Annotated in this window: 12 protein-coding genes; 7 read left to right on the top strand and 5 right to left on the bottom strand. The window is 70.4% G+C overall.

Annotation, left to right across the window (positions count from 1 at the left end; translation table 11 throughout):
• Window positions 1-147 precede the first annotated feature (147 nt).
• From NV263_RS10405 to NV263_RS10395, 3 genes are all read left to right on the top strand, one after another.
• On the top strand, window positions 148-1530 hold the full coding sequence (locus NV263_RS10405) for a M20 family metallopeptidase (RefSeq protein ID WP_263254152.1): 1383 nt from the start codon (window positions 148-150) through the stop codon (window positions 1528-1530).
• Between the two features lie 61 nt (window positions 1531-1591).
• Window positions 1592-2602 carry a 1-aminocyclopropane-1-carboxylate deaminase gene (locus tag NV263_RS10400; protein WP_263252564.1) on the top strand — a complete coding sequence of 337 codons (1011 nt, stop codon included), beginning with the start codon at window positions 1592-1594 and terminating at the stop codon, window positions 2600-2602.
• A 1005-nt stretch (window positions 2603-3607) separates the two neighbouring features.
• Complete coding sequence (locus NV263_RS10395; protein ID WP_263252562.1) at window positions 3608-5434, top strand: sialidase; 1827 nt, start codon at window positions 3608-3610, stop codon at window positions 5432-5434.
• A gap of 243 nt (window positions 5435-5677) precedes the next feature.
• Here the strand turns inward: NV263_RS10395 and NV263_RS10390 are convergent, their stop codons facing one another.
• Genes NV263_RS10390 through NV263_RS10380 form a run of 3 tightly spaced genes read right to left on the bottom strand, consistent with a single transcriptional unit; the run spans window position 5678 to window position 7817 of the window.
• Window positions 5678-6529 (bottom strand): phosphotransferase, encoded by an 852-nt coding sequence (locus tag NV263_RS10390; RefSeq protein ID WP_397545623.1) that lies wholly within the window; start codon window positions 6527-6529, stop codon window positions 5678-5680.
• Window positions 6526-7038 (bottom strand): AAA family ATPase, encoded by a 513-nt coding sequence (locus NV263_RS10385; protein WP_263252559.1) that lies wholly within the window; start codon window positions 7036-7038, stop codon window positions 6526-6528. The genes NV263_RS10390 and NV263_RS10385 overlap by 4 nt, the downstream gene beginning before the upstream one ends.
• On the bottom strand, window positions 6993-7817 hold the full coding sequence (locus NV263_RS10380; RefSeq protein ID WP_263252558.1) for a radical SAM/SPASM domain-containing protein: 825 nt from the start codon (window positions 7815-7817) through the stop codon (window positions 6993-6995). The genes NV263_RS10385 and NV263_RS10380 overlap by 46 nt, the downstream gene beginning before the upstream one ends.
• Window positions 7818-8652: 835 nt before the next feature.
• On the opposite strand from NV263_RS10380, the gene NV263_RS10375 reads away from it, so the two are divergent.
• Entirely contained in the window at window positions 8653-9843 is a 1191-nt protein-coding gene (locus NV263_RS10375) for a helix-turn-helix domain-containing protein (protein WP_263252557.1), read from the top strand.
• 380 nt (window positions 9844-10223) lie between these two features.
• Complete coding sequence (locus tag NV263_RS10370) at window positions 10224-10922, top strand: M15 family metallopeptidase (protein ID WP_263252555.1); 699 nt, start codon at window positions 10224-10226, stop codon at window positions 10920-10922.
• A gap of 66 nt (window positions 10923-10988) precedes the next feature.
• Here NV263_RS10370 and NV263_RS10365 read toward each other — a convergent pair whose 3' ends face one another.
• The gene (locus NV263_RS10365; protein ID WP_263252553.1) at window positions 10989-11588 is read right to left on the bottom strand and encodes a short chain dehydrogenase; all 600 of its coding nucleotides are present in this window, start codon (window positions 11586-11588) and stop codon (window positions 10989-10991) included.
• 70 nt (window positions 11589-11658) lie between these two features.
• On the opposite strand from NV263_RS10365, the gene NV263_RS10360 reads away from it, so the two are divergent.
• Complete coding sequence (locus NV263_RS10360; protein ID WP_263252552.1) at window positions 11659-12528, top strand: LysR family transcriptional regulator; 870 nt, start codon at window positions 11659-11661, stop codon at window positions 12526-12528.
• A gap of 129 nt (window positions 12529-12657) precedes the next feature.
• On the opposite strand, the gene NV263_RS10350 is transcribed toward NV263_RS10360, so the two are convergent.
• The gene (locus NV263_RS10350) at window positions 12658-13269 is read right to left on the bottom strand and encodes a TetR/AcrR family transcriptional regulator (RefSeq protein ID WP_263252551.1); all 612 of its coding nucleotides are present in this window, start codon (window positions 13267-13269) and stop codon (window positions 12658-12660) included.
• A gap of 171 nt (window positions 13270-13440) precedes the next feature.
• Here NV263_RS10350 and NV263_RS10345 point away from each other — a divergent pair, with 171 nt between their 5' ends.
• A complete protein-coding gene (locus tag NV263_RS10345; protein ID WP_263252550.1) occupies window positions 13441-14925 on the top strand; it encodes an aldehyde dehydrogenase family protein in 1485 nt (494 codons plus the stop codon).
• Window positions 14926-14928: the final 3 nt, after the last annotated feature.

The raw sequence follows: 14928 nt of genomic DNA, 5'->3' as shown, positions 1-14928 counted from the left end.
CCGCGGGTGGTGGCGGACGCGGCCGGAGTCGTTGCCGCCGCGGCAACGCACCGTTCGAAAACGCGCCATTGTCCCTCCTGCCGCCGCTGCATAAACTCGGTGCGCCGGCCGGACGAATCGCACACCGCACCGACGTCGAGGGGGATGATGAGCCGCGCGGCCGCGATCGAGCACGCCACCGAGCACTTCGATTCCGGGCAGTTCCTCGCCGATCTCGGCCGTCGGGTCGCGTTCGCCACCGAGAGCCGGGGCGGGGCGCTGCGTTCCTACCTCACCGACGAGCTGACCCCGGCGCTCACCGACCGGCTGGGCTGCCGGGCGCGCGTCGTCGACAACCCCGCCGGCGACCACCCGCTGCTCGTGGCGACTCGGCACGAGGGCGACGAGCGGCCCACGGTGCTGGTCTACGGCCACGGCGACGTCGTCCGCGGCGAGCCGGAGCGGTGGCGGCCCGGCCTCGACCCGTGGCAGGTCGTGGTCGACGGCGACCGCTGGTACGGCCGCGGCACCGCCGACAACAAGGGCCAGCACACCATCAACTTCGCGGCGCTGGAACAGGTGCTGCGCGTGCGCGGCCGGCTCGGCTTCAACCTCAAGGTGCTGGTCGAGACCGGGGAGGAAGTCGGCTCGCCGGGCCTGCGCACGGTCTGCGCCCGGTTGCGCGACGAGCTCGCCGCCGACGTGCTGATCGCCTCCGACGGGCCGCGCGTGGCCGCGCACCGGCCGACGCTGTTCCTCGGTTCTCGCGGCTCCACCCCGTTCACGCTGCGGGTCGACCTGCGCGAGGGCTCCCACCACTCCGGCAACTGGGGCGGCGTGCTGCGCAACCCCGCGACCGTGCTCGCCGCCGCGCTCGCCACGCTCGTCGACGCGCGCGGCCGCATCCTGGTCCCCGACCTGCGGCCGCGGGAGATCCCGGCGAACGTCCGGGACGCCCTGCGCGACATCGCGGTCGGCGGCGGACCTGGTGATCCGTCCGTCGACGACGACTGGGGCGAACCCGGTCTCACCCCGGCCGAACGCGTCGTCGGCTGGAACAGCCTCGAAGTGCTCTCGCTCGCCGCCGGCAACCCGGACGCCCCGGTCAACGCCATTCCCGGCAGCGCGCACGCGCACTGCCAGCTCCGGTCGGTGGTCGGCACCGACGTCGACCGGCTCGGCGACGTCCTCCGCGAGCACCTGGACGAGCACGGATTCCCCGTGGTCGACGTCGAGGTCGGCCCGACCATGCCACCGACCCGGACCGATCCGGACGACCCCTGGGTGCGCTGGGCGCTCGACTCGATCGGCCGCACCACCGGCGCGGACCCCGCGCTGCTGCCGAACCTCGGCGGCAGCATCCCCAACCACGCCTTCGCCGACGAGCTCGGGTTGTGCACGCTCTGGATCCCGCACTCCTACCCCGCCTGCTCCCAGCACGCCCCGGACGAGCACCTGCTGGCCCCGGTGGCGCGGGAGGGGCTGCGCATCATGGCCGGTCTGTTCTGGGACCTCGGCGAGAACTCCCCTGCGCGGAGACGCCCGCGCTGAACTCCCACGAGATGTTCCCGCCGGGTTCGCCGGCTCGACGTTCGCCGATCGGAGGATCACCTTGTCGCTCACCGACTTCGACCGCTATCCGCTGCTGTTCGGCCCGTCGCCGGTGCACCGGCTGGAACGGCTGACCGCGCACCTGGGCGGCGCCGAGATCTGGGCCAAGCGCGAGGACTGCAACTCCGGCATCGCCCACGGCGGCAACAAGACCCGCAAGCTGGAGTACCTGGTGGCCGATGCCCTGGCGCAGGGCTGCGACACGCTCGTGTCGATCGGCGGCGTGCAGTCCAACCACACCCGCCAGGTCGCGGCGGTCGCGGCCCGGGCGGGCCTGGACTGCGTGCTGGTCCAGGAGAGCTGGGTCGACTGGCCGGACGCGGTGTACGACAAGGTCGGCAACATCCTGCTGTCCCGGCTCACCGGAGCGGACGTGCGGCTGGTGAAGGCCGGGTTCGGCATCGGGTTCAAGGAGAGCTGGGAGCGGGCGATCGCGGAGGTCGAGGCGGCGGGCGGCAAGCCCTACCCGATCCCCGCAGGCGCCTCGGACCACCGGCTCGGCGGGCTGGGCTTCGCGAACTGGGCGTTCGAGGTGGCGGAGCAGGAACGGCAGCTCGGGATCTTCTTCGACACCATCGTGGTCTGCTCGGTCACCGGCAGCACCCAGGCCGGCATGATCGCCGGGTTCGCCGCGCTGGGCGGGCGGCCGCGGCGGATCCTCGGCATCGACGCCTCGGCCGAACCGGAGCAGACCCGGGACCAGGTGGCGCGGATCGCGCACCGGACCGCGTCGCTCATCGGCCTGGACCGGGAACTCGCCGACGACGAGATCCTGCTCGACGAGCGCTACCACGCGGGGACCTACGGCATCCCGGATGAGTCCACATTGGACGCAATGCGGCTGGCGGCGCGCACCGAGGGCATGATCACCGACCCGGTGTACGAGGGCAAGTCCATGGCGGGCCTCATCGACCTCGTCAGCCGGGGCGAGATCGCCGAGGACGCCACGGTGCTCTACGCCCACCTCGGCGGGCAGCCGGCGCTGAACGGCTACAGCGCCCTGTTCGAGTAGGCGGCCACGCGGGGGCGGCCGTGATCGGAGCGGCTCACGTGCGAGGTCGTCCCGATCACGGCCGCCCCACCGAGCCTCCCAGGTCGACGGTCCACACCCGCGATACCAGTTGCGCAGTTCCTGACCGGTTCCCGCGCGACGGTCCCACCGGACCGCCGAACGCCCCGGCCGCGCAACCGGTCCCGGCGCGAACCGACGGAGTCCTGAGCCCCGCGTGGAAAGCGGCGGAGCGGATCAGCCGCCCGCGGGGAATTCTCCGGCGAATTCCGCGAACCCGTTCGCGGAGCGCGAATCTTCCCCGCCCCCGAACCGGGACGAACAGCGCCGCGCGAGGCCCGGGCGCGCCCCACACGCGCCCCGACCCCGCTTCGCGGCACCGCCGCGAACCCCGCGACCGCTGCTGCCCCGAGCCGGCCGGACAGCACCGCGATCACCCGGTTCGTGGATCGGTGCCGAAATCCCGCCCGAGGCTTCGGAACCGATTCCGAGGCGAGCACGCACGAGTCAACAGGATGCCGAGGGGACCGTCAACCGCCTCAAGTCGCCATTCCGCGCGTTCACATTCCCAGTTTTGGAACTCCTCGGCCGTTCGCGGTCTTGACAACGCAACGCCCGCCCATAAATTCACCAGAGCGTTCCCCTGGATCTCCCCACACCCGGACGACGCGACGAGCCGGACCGGAACCGCACGCTGCCGCGACCACCGCGGCGCACCGATCAGGAGGGTTTGCAGTTCGAGGTCACCCACGTGACCACGCGCACTGGGTGGACGACGCGACCGGCTGGGGCACCACGCCCCGGCCAGCGCGGTGCTCGTCGGGGACAGCTCGGCGAATCCCGCGCAGCCGAGGCGGATCACGTCCACCGGGGCGACGCCGCGGCACGGCCGCGGGGTTCGCACCCACGACCCGGGAAGGAGTTGGCACGCACCGACATCGCGACGAACGCACCGATCGCCAGGCGCGGTCCGCCCGACCGCGCCGGAGGAGCAGACAGGCGAAAAGCATGAAGATTCCCAGCAGGACCAGACCGGCCCCGCAGCGCGCGGTCGTGGCGGTGGCCGCCACCTCCGCAGTGCTGGCGGGCCTGATCAGCGCCCCCGCGGCGAGCGCGGCGCCGCCGGCTCCCGCGCCCGCCGGGGCGGTGCGCGCCACCGACCCGAAGGCGCCCGACTTCGGGCCGAACACCCACGTGTTCACCCCCAGCACCCCGCACGACCAACTCCAGTCCACATTGGACGACATCGCGAAGCGGCAGCACACCAACCAGTTCGGCGACGAGCGCGATGCCGTGCTGTTCCAACCGGGCACCTACGACGCCGACGTGAACCTCGGCTTCAACACCCAGGTGGCCGGGCTGGGCATGTCCCCGGACGACGTGAACATCAACGGTCACGTGCGCGTCGAGGCGGACTGGTTGCAACAGGGCGACGACCCGAACTACAAGGGCAACGCCACGCAGAACTTCTGGCGCTCGGCGGAGAACATGGCGGTCCAGCCGCCTGCCGGGCAGATCGAGCGGTGGGCCGTCTCGCAGGCCGCCCCCTACCGCCGGATGCACCAGAAGGGCCAGATGCAGCTGTGGGACGGCGGTGACGGCTGGGCCAGCGGCGGGTTCTTCGCCGACTCCAAGATCGACGGCCTGGTCGAGTCGGGCTCCCAGCAGCAGTTCCTCACCCGCGACAGCGAGCTGAACGGCGGCTGGTCGGGCTCGGTGTGGAACATGGTCTACGAGGGCACGAACGGCGCTCCGGCGCAGTCGTTCCCGGACCCGCCGAACACGAACGTCCCGCAGACCTCGAAGGTGCGGGAGAAACCGTTCCTGAACATCGACGCCCAGGGCGCCTACCACGTGTTCGTCCCCGCCGTGCGGGAGAACTCGGTCGGCACCAGCTGGGGCAGCGGGCAGCCGGGAGGCGAGAACCTCTCGTTGGCGGACTTCTTCGTCGCCAAACCGACGGACAACGCGGCCACCATCAACGCCGCGCTGGACGCGGGCAAGCACCTGCTGCTCACCCCCGGCGTCTACCACCTCGACGACACCTTGCGGGTGAAGAACCCGAACACCGTGGTGCTGGGCCTGGGACTGGCGACGCTGACCCCGGACACCGGCAAGCAGGCCATCTCGGTGTCCGATGTGGACGGCGTCGAGCTGGCGGGGTTGCTCATCGACGCCGGGGAGCAGAACTCCCCGTCCCTGGTGGACATCGGCGAGCGAGGCGCCGGCGCCGACCACGCGAAGAACCCGACCTCGCTGTCGGACGTGTTCTTCCGGATCGGCGGTCCCCGGGCCGGGAAGGCCACCACGTCGCTGCACATCAACAGCAACGACGTGCTGATCGACAACACCTGGCTGTGGCGGGCCGACCACGGCCAGGGCGTCGGCTGGGACGTCAACACCGCGGACACCGGCCTGATCGTCGACGGGAACGACGTCACCGCGCACGGGCTGTTCGTCGAGCACTACCAGAAGAACCAGGTGGTGTGGAACGGCAACGGCGGGCGCACGGTCTTCTTCCAGAACGAGATGCCCTACGACCCGCCGGACCAGGCGGCGTGGGGCGGCGACGGCGGCTGGGCCGCCTACGAGCTGGGCGATGGCGTCATCGACCACGAGGCGTGGGGTGTGGGCAGCTACTGCTTCTTCAACGTCAACCCGTCGATCTCCGCGGCGCGCTCGTTCGAGGGGCCGAACAAGCCGGGCGTGAAGTTCCACGACCTGGTGTCGGTCTCGCTCGGCGGCACCGGCACGATCAACCACGTCATCAACGACACCGGTGATCCGGCCAACGCCGACCACCAGCAGAGCTACCTGACCGGTTACCCGGGCTGATCCGGTCCACCGGCGGTGCCCGAGCGCCTGCGCGGGGCTCGGGCACCACCCGCACCGCGTTCGACGACGGGCTCTCAGGTCACCGGATCGATCCTGGCCGCTGGGCATAGTGAATGGCGTGGCCTTCCCCCGAGGTCATGTCGCCGGGAGCCCCCGCCGCTGCGGGGGCTCTCGTGCTTGTGCGGGGGGGGTGTGGGTCTTGTGAGGTGTGGCGGATCGTTCGTCGCTTGCCTGCCAGAGTGCCTATCCGTTGAGCAGGGTGGATGCGTGTTCGCGGAGGGCTGCGGCGAATTCGTGTCGGTGGTCCATCTCGACTCGGTGCAGGAGTCGGGCGGTGGCGTAGAGCTGGGCGACGCGGCCGGTCGGTGTGTCGAGAACGTCACCGAACGCTGATCGGACGGCTCGACGGGTGGTGGGGTTGAGCACGCTGGAACACAGCAGGGTTGCCGCGTCGGTTCCGGCGGGGCCGCGTCCCCAGCCTTCCCAGTCCAACACGCCGAGTTGTGGGTGTAGCAGGTTGTTCCAGTGCAGGTCTCCGTGGACGGTTTCCCACTGTTCGACGTGGCTTTCGGCGTGATCGCCGAAGGTGTCGTGGATGCGGCGGGATACTCGTTGTTGGTCGGCGTGGGTGCGCAGTGTTGGGGTGGCGGCCAGGGTGGCGAGCGTGCGCCGCAGGTCTGCCCACCAGGTAGACGACGGGTTGAGGTCCGTGGTGGGGGCGTCCGTGGTGGAGCAGGGGTCGCCGGGCAGCAGCGTGGATAGCTCCGCACGCTGGTGCCGCCAGTCCCGTTCGTTCCATTCGAAGTAACCCAGGACGTACGGCTTGGGAAGACTGGCAGGAAGTGTGTTGGCGTCGGTGTTTCCGGTCCAGAATTCCCCGTGCGCCCATTGCGGGAATTCCGACACGACCCGCAGCCAGTACCCCGCGCCCGAGGCGTCACGCACCCGTGTGCCGATGGAACGCAAGCGCCAACCGAACACCGGCTCACCGTCGAGCGTGACGGCGAAGTGGTCGGCGGCGCGGGCGAGGTTGCCGCGCATCCACGCGGTGAACTGTCGGTCGGCCTCGGCGACTTCGGCGTTGGTCGGGGTCATGGGTCGATGAGGTGCCGCAGGTACTTGTCCGGGTTGGCGAGGTAGCGCCGCCAGTGGTCCACGAGTTCGAGTTCGTCCCACTTCACGCGGCGGGTTCCGTGGTCGCCCACTTCGATGATGTCGGCTCCGGGGGTGGCGGCCAGGATCGGTGAGTGTGTTGCGCAGATGACCTGTGCACCCGTGGTGCTCAGTTGGTGCATGAGGCCCACCAGGCGCAGGCACGAGGTGAACGACAATGCGGCTTCGGGCTCGTCCATGACGTAGAAGCCAGCGGCGTTGAACATGTCCCGAAACATCGTCAGGAAGCCCTCGCCGTGGGACATTTCGGCGGTGTTTTCATCCCAGAAGCCGGGTACTCCGCCGAGATTTTCAGTCATCTGGAACGCGGTTTCAGCCCGCAGGAAGAAGCCCTTTTTCTTGGATCGGGGGCCGCTGCGCATGCGTGATCCGGCGGCGGTGGTTTTCAGGGAGAGAACTTCGCCGAGAGGGGTTTTGGTCGGGTTGGCCACGCCGACCGGGGCCGCGTGGCGAAGTGGGTGCGCAGTGTCGCGCCCACCTCCGCCGTACGGGGACCGGACAGGATCTCGACGAGCGCACGTTCTCGCACGTTGCCCACCGGCATCCACCGGGAGAACACGCACGGCCACACCTCCCCAGACGGAGAGATCGCGATCTTGCCATCCCCGCAGTGCCCACACAATTGATCGAGCCCCGCCCGCCCCGTGCGCACACCGCGTCCGACCTGCCGCAGACGGTCGGTGCCGATCTCGGTCACCCCCAGCTCACGCAGCTCGGCCACCGCCTGGTCGCTGCGCTGCCCCTCCCACAGATTCACCACGCCGACCCGCAGCGGGATCGCCCGGCGCACGGCTTCACGGATGTTGGCCTTGGTGCGCTCGTACGTCGGCCGCCGGGTGACCGCCGCGTGTTCGTTCGGGTCGGTGGAGTAGTACGAGGTCGCCAACCGCACACCCGGCCGGGAGAACACCTCCCACAACGCGGGCCGGACGTGGACCAGGTTGGAAAACACCTCCACCTCAACGCCCCGACCACGTGCGTGCTCGATCAGCGCGGGCAAGGCCGGGTGCAAGGCCGGTTCGCCGCCGATGAACTGCACCATCCCCGCCCCGATCTCAGCGGCCTGGTCGATCACCCGCCGCCAGTCCTCCACCTGCATCCGCCTGTGGTCACCAGCCGGGCCGGACTCGGCGTAGCAGTGCCCGCATTCCAGTTGGCATCGCCCCGTGATTTCCAGCCACACGAACGAAATACGACCATCGTCCATCATGGACCCTCCGCATGCGTTGAAAGGCTTTGGCCGTTCGCCTCACTCACAGCACCGCGCCGAGGTGCCGCTACTCGGGTGATCCAGTGCTCAACACCGTTGGCGGACACTCGTTTTCGGGACGGTCACGACGATTCCCCGGAAAATCTCGGTGCCAGTGGGCGGCGGGAACCGACGGCGTGTGATCGAGGCCGTACCGGTTCCCGCCCCGTGCCGATGCCGCGCCTGCACTGGGGGACGGGCGCGAGAAGGGGCGTCGGCAAGCCGCGCCGGTGTCCACCGATACACACGGCGACGCCACTGCCGTCTTGCGTTAGTGCCTGTCTTTGAACCTGCCAGCCGCTTTCTCTTTCGGTGAGCGGTCTCGCAGCCCGCACCGCCGCGGGTTCTCAGCGGTCGTCTCGCGAGGACAGCCCCGACGCTGTGTATTGGGCATACATGAGTCGGGGCTCCCGGAGCCGGTGTGGCTGCGGCGCGTCAGCGCCTCCGTGGGGGGGGGCGGTGGTCGGGCGACGGGCGGGCCGCTGAGGTTCCGCCACCGGCACCGCCACCCAAAACGAGTTCGAAGACAGGCTCTAGCACGGCAGTCAGCCCGCTTGGGGTGACCAGTGACCATTGCGGCATGTCTTCACCGTCGTCAGTCGGTGACTGCGTGCTTAGGGGTTACGCCATACGCATGGGCATACGCATGAGGTATGGGGGTCGATCAGTGGTTCGCCAATGGTGATGGCGTCGATACGCTCGATGCTGGCTCTGCCCCAGGGCCACGCCCCCGGCTGATCACCGGGGGGCACCTGGGGCAGACACCAACCAACCCAGGGGCAGAGGACCACACGACATGAGCACCGAATTTGGCGCTGAGCTTCGCCGCTATCGGGGCGCTGCGGGGCTGAGCCAGGGGGCCCTAGCCCGCCTCGTGCCGATCAGTCAGGCCACGATTTCGCGGTATGAATCCGGTCTTCAGGCCGTTGACCCAGCTAACGCCGAACGCCTCGATGAAATTGTCGGTGCGGGCGGGCAGCTCGCCCGCTCAGCCCAGAACCAGCACGCCCCCGCGCAGTACCGCGCATCGGCCGCCACCGACGGTGATACCGAACTGGCCGCGCTCGAACTCGCCCGCCGCGCCGCGTCCAACAACGTCGGCAGCACCACGCTGGCGCACCTGGAGGCCATCGTTGATGACCTTGCCACTGCCTACCCGGTAACCCCACCGGGCGAACTCGCGTCGCGTCTGCGCACCCACATCGGCTACGTGACCAATCTGCTCGATGCCCGCGTGACTTTGTCCGAACACACGCGGCTGCTCAACGTCGGCGCGTGGCTGTCCCTGCTGGCGGCCACCGTGTACATCGACCTTGACCAGCAACCGACGGCGACGGCGTACCTGCGGACCGCCGCGAGCCTCGCGAGCGACGCGGGCCATGCTGAGATCACCGCATGGTGCTACGAGACCGCCGCGTGGCGCGTGCTGACCAACGGTGAATACCGGCAAGCGGTCGCCCTGTCACAGGCTGCCCGGCACCACGCGCCTGACGGATCATCGGTGATGATTCAGGCGACCGCCCAAGAGGGCCGCGCGTGGGCTCGGTTGGGCAATGCCCAGGAAACCCGCCGTGCTCTCGGCGAGGTCCACCGCATGGCCGAGCGCCTACCCCAGCCGGATCGGCCAGAACACCACTACGTTTACGACCCCACCAAGGCCGTCGCGTACACCGCCACCACGTTGGCCTGGATCGCCGACCCCGCTGCTGAGGGGTACGCTCGCGCGGTCATTGATCGCCTCGGTGCGGAGAATGACCACCAACGATGGCCCCGGCGGGTCGCCTCGGCGCATATCGATCTGGGGTTGTCGCTACTGGGCAGCGATCGTCTCGATGAAGCCGCCGAGGTTACGGGAAAGGCTCTGGAATCCGGTCGAGTTGCGCCCTCGAACTACTGGAGGGCCGATGAAGTCGTGCGGGCTGTCGAAGCACGCGGCCTGCACGTGGCGGGGGAATTGCGGGAGACGTACCGGGCACTGTGCCAGTAGATCCACCGTCAGGCGTGACAGTGCGCGCCACTTTGACCGGCTCAACAACGAACGGCCCGAACCGAAGACGGGTTCGGGGCGTTCGTCGCGCCTTCCCCAGGAAGCGCAGCCTACCGTGACCGCGAACGGTTCCGGTTCCGTCGTAGACGCCGCGCTCGCCGACTTCAACACGCGGCAGTGCGAACACACCTGGCAAAACCGTCCACCACGCCAGAAATACGCCACCGACGTACCGGTCGTTCGTCCCGGGCAGCCTCCGCCTGCGGTCGACATCACCGTGGAACCGCCCCGGAACACGCCGAGCGGTACCGTGGGAAGGAGCCGTTGCGCGTTCGGAACGCCGGATCACAGCGGACGAACCTCGTCCCGCGGGACTCGCCATGCACAACCGCCACAGGACCCTGCCGCTGTTCGCGGTGGGCGCGGCGGCAGCCGTGCTCGCCGGGGTCGTCGGCTGCTCACCGCAACCACCCGCCGGTTCCGCTCCCGCCGCCCCACCGCCAGCGGCGCCGCTCGCGCCGTTCGAGTCGTCCGCGCACCCCGTCACCGCCCAACAGCTGGGCGCGAGCTGGCAGCCGGGGTGCCCGGTCTCGCCCGCCGACCTGCGCCTGGTCGAGCTGCGCTACGTCGGCATGGACGGAACCGCCCACCGAGGTCAGCTCGTGGTCAACGCCGACCGGGTACCCCAGGTCGTGGCCGCGTTCGCCCAGCTGTACGGCATGCACTACCCCATCGCGAAGATGACCCCGGTCGAGCACTACCGCGACGCCAGCGACGAAGCCTCCATGGAGGACAACAACACGTCCGCGTTCAACTGCCGACCGATCCCCGGCAAGCACAAGTGGTCCCAGCACGCCTTCGGCAGAGCGGTCGACATCAACCCGCTGCTGAACCCGCAGACGGACGCCCAGGGCGACGTGCAACCGATCACCGCCACCCGGTACCTCGACCGCGACCAGAACATCCCCGGCCTGATCCACGACGGCGACCCGGTGGTCCGGATGTTCACCACCCGCGGCTGGACCTGGGGCGGGCACTGGACCGACCCGCACGACTACCAGCACTTCGAAATGCCCTGAGCGCCGGGCTCGGGACACCTGCTCCGTCCTCAACGGACAGTCGGCCCGCCGCGGTGCGCCGTCGGATCAGCCGAGTTCGTAGACCCGGCCGGTCTGGGCGCCCTCGATGGAACGGACGTAAGCCTGCGTGATCTGGGCGAGGTCGACGGGCGGCATGCCCGGGAAGAAGTCGCCGTACTCGTCCAGGCTCTCGGTGAACACGGTCGGGCTGATCGCGTTGATGCGTTGCGGCGCGATCTCGATCGCGGCGGCGCGCACGAACGCCTCCACCGCACCGTTGGCCATCGCCGCGGCGCTGCTCGTCAGAACGGGCTCCCGGCACAGGACGCCGGTGATCACCGTGAACGAGCCCCGCTCGGCGATGCGCGGCACGCCTTGCCGGACGAGTTCGATCTGGCTGAGCACCTTCCCGCGGAATGCGGCCTCGTAGTCCGCGGGCGCCATGTCCACGACCGCTTTGAAGGGCGTGTCACCAGCGGCGCTGGCCACCGCATCCACCTGCCCGACCGCGTCGTAGAGCGCTGCGACCTGCGCGGGATCCGCGATGTCGAACCGCAGCCCGCCCGTGGAACGCCCCACGGGGAGCACCTCGTGGCCGCGCTCGGTCAACGCCTCGTGGACCGCCGCACCGAGCTTTCCGGCGGCACCGATCAGCAGAATCTTCATGACGACGACGCTACGGACGATCACCGGCACCGGGGAAATGCTCGTCGCGTCCCAGTTATGCTCGCCGGTCATGAATGTCGAGCTGCGGCATCTGCGCGCCCTGGCCGCCATCGGGGACGAAGGCACCATCACGGGCGCGGCGGCGTTCCTGCACGTCACCCAGTCGGCGCTCTCGCGCACCCTCGTCCAGCTGGAGAGCAGGCTCGGCGTCCGGCTGGTCGAGCGCAGCACGCGGCACCTCGCGCTCACCGAAGCCGGCCAGCGGCTCTGGGAACGCGCGCACCAGCTGCTCAACCAGCTCGACGACGCGCTCGCGGAGGCCAAGTCCGGGCCGCGTCCGCTCCGGGTCGGCTTCGCCTGGGCGACGCTGGGCGCTTCCACGGTTCCGCTGCTCCAGGGTTGGCGGGACGCCCACCCCGACATCCCCGCGCGGGTCCACCGCCGCGACGACCCGGAAGCCGCGCTGCGCCGCGCGGAAGTCGACGTGGCGTTCCTGCGCACCCCGCCCCCGGACGAACCCGGTTTCCACGCCCTGCCGCTGCTCCGGGAGCGCCGCCTGGCCGCCGTCGCCGAGAGCGACCCCCTGGCCGGCGCGGAAACCCTGCGACTGGCCGACCTCGCCGACCGACCGGTGGCCCGCTGCGTCACCGCCGCCACGACCACGGCCGGCCTGTGGCCGCGAGAACGGCGCCCGCACACCTTCGACGTCGCCAACGTCGACGAGTGGCTCACCGTGATCGCCACGGGCGAGGCCGTCGGCGTCACCTCGGAAGGCACCCGGCACAGCCACCCCTACCCCGGCATCCGGTACATCCCGGTCTCCGATGTGGACCCGGTGACCGTCCACCTGGTCTGGCCCCGCGTCCCCACGCACTCCGCGACCGACGCGTTCCGCGCCCACGTCCAGCGCTCGGTCCGCGCCGCCGCCCCGACGCCGTAGTGCCCGGGACGGTCGCCGCGCCCGGCTTGCCGGCCTTCCTCGACCGCGATGACGAGGGCGACGATCCGGTCCGCCCAGGACCGTCCGAACACGCTGTTCAGCACCAACGCGACGGACCTCGCCGTCCGCTCACTCCGCCACCAGTCCCGGAACACCGGTCACCGCGGCGAGGTAGCCGAGGATGTGCTGCCGCGCCGTCTCCGCGGTGACCGAGCTGGTGCGGCTCATCACGTGCAGACCGTAGCCGTCCTCCAGCACGACCGCGTTGCGGGCGATCTCGTCGACCGGGCGGGACAGGTCGAACACGCCCAGGCCGGCCCCGACGTCCAGCACCGACCGGTAGAGCATCACCTCCCGGTCGAACAGGCTCGACATCAGCGCGGCGTGCGAGGCGCTGCCGTCCGCGAGCGCGTGCATCTCGTAGAGCGTCCGGCAGGTGTGGTCGTCGGGACCGGACGGCAAGCCCGAACGCACCGTGGCGACCAGCCGCTGCTGCGGGTCCGCCGCGGACGAGGTCCGGTCCAGCCGGGACTGGTAGAAGTCGTTCACCGTGGTCCGGTGCACCTCGATCAGCAGATCGGCGGTCTCCGGGTAGTAGTAGAGCACCGAGCCGGCGGACAGCCCGGCCTCCTCGGCGATGTCCCGGATGCGCAGTCCGGCCAGTCCGCGCGTGCGGATCGCCCGCCCCGCGGCCGCGATGATCGAGGCGCGCCGGGCGTCCTGTCGTTTGGGTCGTGGCACCGCTCCATTCTCTGAACAGATCGACAGGTTCGGCAACCTCGATGCAGCGTGATGTTGACAGTGCTGGGCAGCGTGCTGAAACCTGTCTTCTACGCATGGTTTGAATCCCCGTTCAAAGAATCGTGGCGTTCCTCCGAAATCCCCTTCCCCCTACTCGCAGGGAGTGCGACGGTGCCCGAACAGACCACGCAAGACTGGACCCGCCGCGCCGCACGGCTGCGCCCGCGCACCGAGGCCGTCATCGCGGGCAAACCCGTCCCCGCCGCCGACCGCCGGACGTTCGACACGGTCAACCCCGCCACCGGCGAGGTGCTGGCCGCCGTCGCCGCCTGCGGACCGGCCGAGGCCGACGCGGCGGTGGCCGCGGCCCGCGCGGCTTTCGACGGCACCGGCTGGGCGCAGGACGCCCAGCTGCGCAAACGCGTGCTGCTCGCCGTCGCCGACGCGATCGAGGAGCACGCCGCGGAACTCGCGCTGCTCGAATCGCTGGACATGGGCAAACCGGTCCGCGAAGCGCTGGCCGTGGACGTGCCCGGGAGCGCGGCGACGTTCCGCTGGTACGCCGAGGCCATCGACAAGTGCTGCGGCGAGGTGGTGCCGACCGGACCGGGCGACCACGCCTGGGTCGACCGGCTGCCGGTGGGCGTCGTGGCCGCCGTCGTGCCGTGGAACTACCCGTTGGAGATCGCGTCCTGGAAGCTCGCCCCGGCGCTCGCGGCCGGCAACACCGCGGTCCTCAAACCCGCCGAGCAGTCCCCGCTTTCCGCGCTGCTGCTGGCCGAACTCGCCGCGCACGCGGGCATGCCGGACGGCGTGCTGAACGTGCTGCCGGGGCTCGGGCCGGAGGCCGGCCGCGCGCTGGGCGAGCACCGCGACGTCGACTGCGTCGCGTTCACCGGCTCCACCGAGGTCGGCCGCCGTTTCCTGGCCTATTCGGCCGAATCCAACGGGAAACCGGTGTGGCTGGAGATGGGCGGCAAGAGCCCGAACATCGTCTTCGCCGACGCCGATCTCGACGCGGCGGCGGACAAGGCGTGCTTCGGCGCGTTCTACAACGCCGGCCAGGTGTGCTCGTCGAACTCGCGGCTGCTGGTGCACCGGTCGGTGCAGGACGAACTCGTCCAGCGCATCGTGCGGCACGCCGCCCGGTACCGGCCGGGCAACCCGCTCGACCCGGACTGCGGCATCGGGGCGATGGTCTCCGCCGAACACGCCGACCGGGTGCTGGGCTACCTCGCCGAAGGGCGGCGCACCGCCGAAACCGCCTGCGGCGGGCGCGGTCTCACCGTCGACGGCCGCGGCAGCTTCATCGAACCGACCGTGTTCACCGGCGCCGACAACGGGATGCGCATCGCGCGGGAGGAGATCTTCGGCCCGGTGCTGACCGTGATCGGCTTCGACACCGAGGAGGAAGCCGTCGAACTCGCCGCCGACAGCCGCTACGCCCTGGCCGCCTCGGTGTGGACCGGCGATCTGGCCCGCGCCCACCGGGTGGCCTCGCGGCTGCGCGTCGGAACCGTGTCGGTGAACACCGTCGACGCGCTGAGCGTGCTGGCGCCCTTCGGCGGGTTCGGCGACTCCGGGTTCGGTCGCGACCTCTCGCTGCACGCGATCGAGAAGTTCACCGGCCTGCGCACGACGTGGCTCAAGTACTGAACC

Source organism: Saccharopolyspora rosea, assembly GCF_025643595.1.
Lineage (GTDB): Bacteria > Actinomycetota > Actinomycetes > Mycobacteriales > Pseudonocardiaceae > Saccharopolyspora > Saccharopolyspora rosea.
Note: the sequence above shows the minus strand (reverse complement) of the source record. Positions and strands in the feature narration are given on the sequence as shown.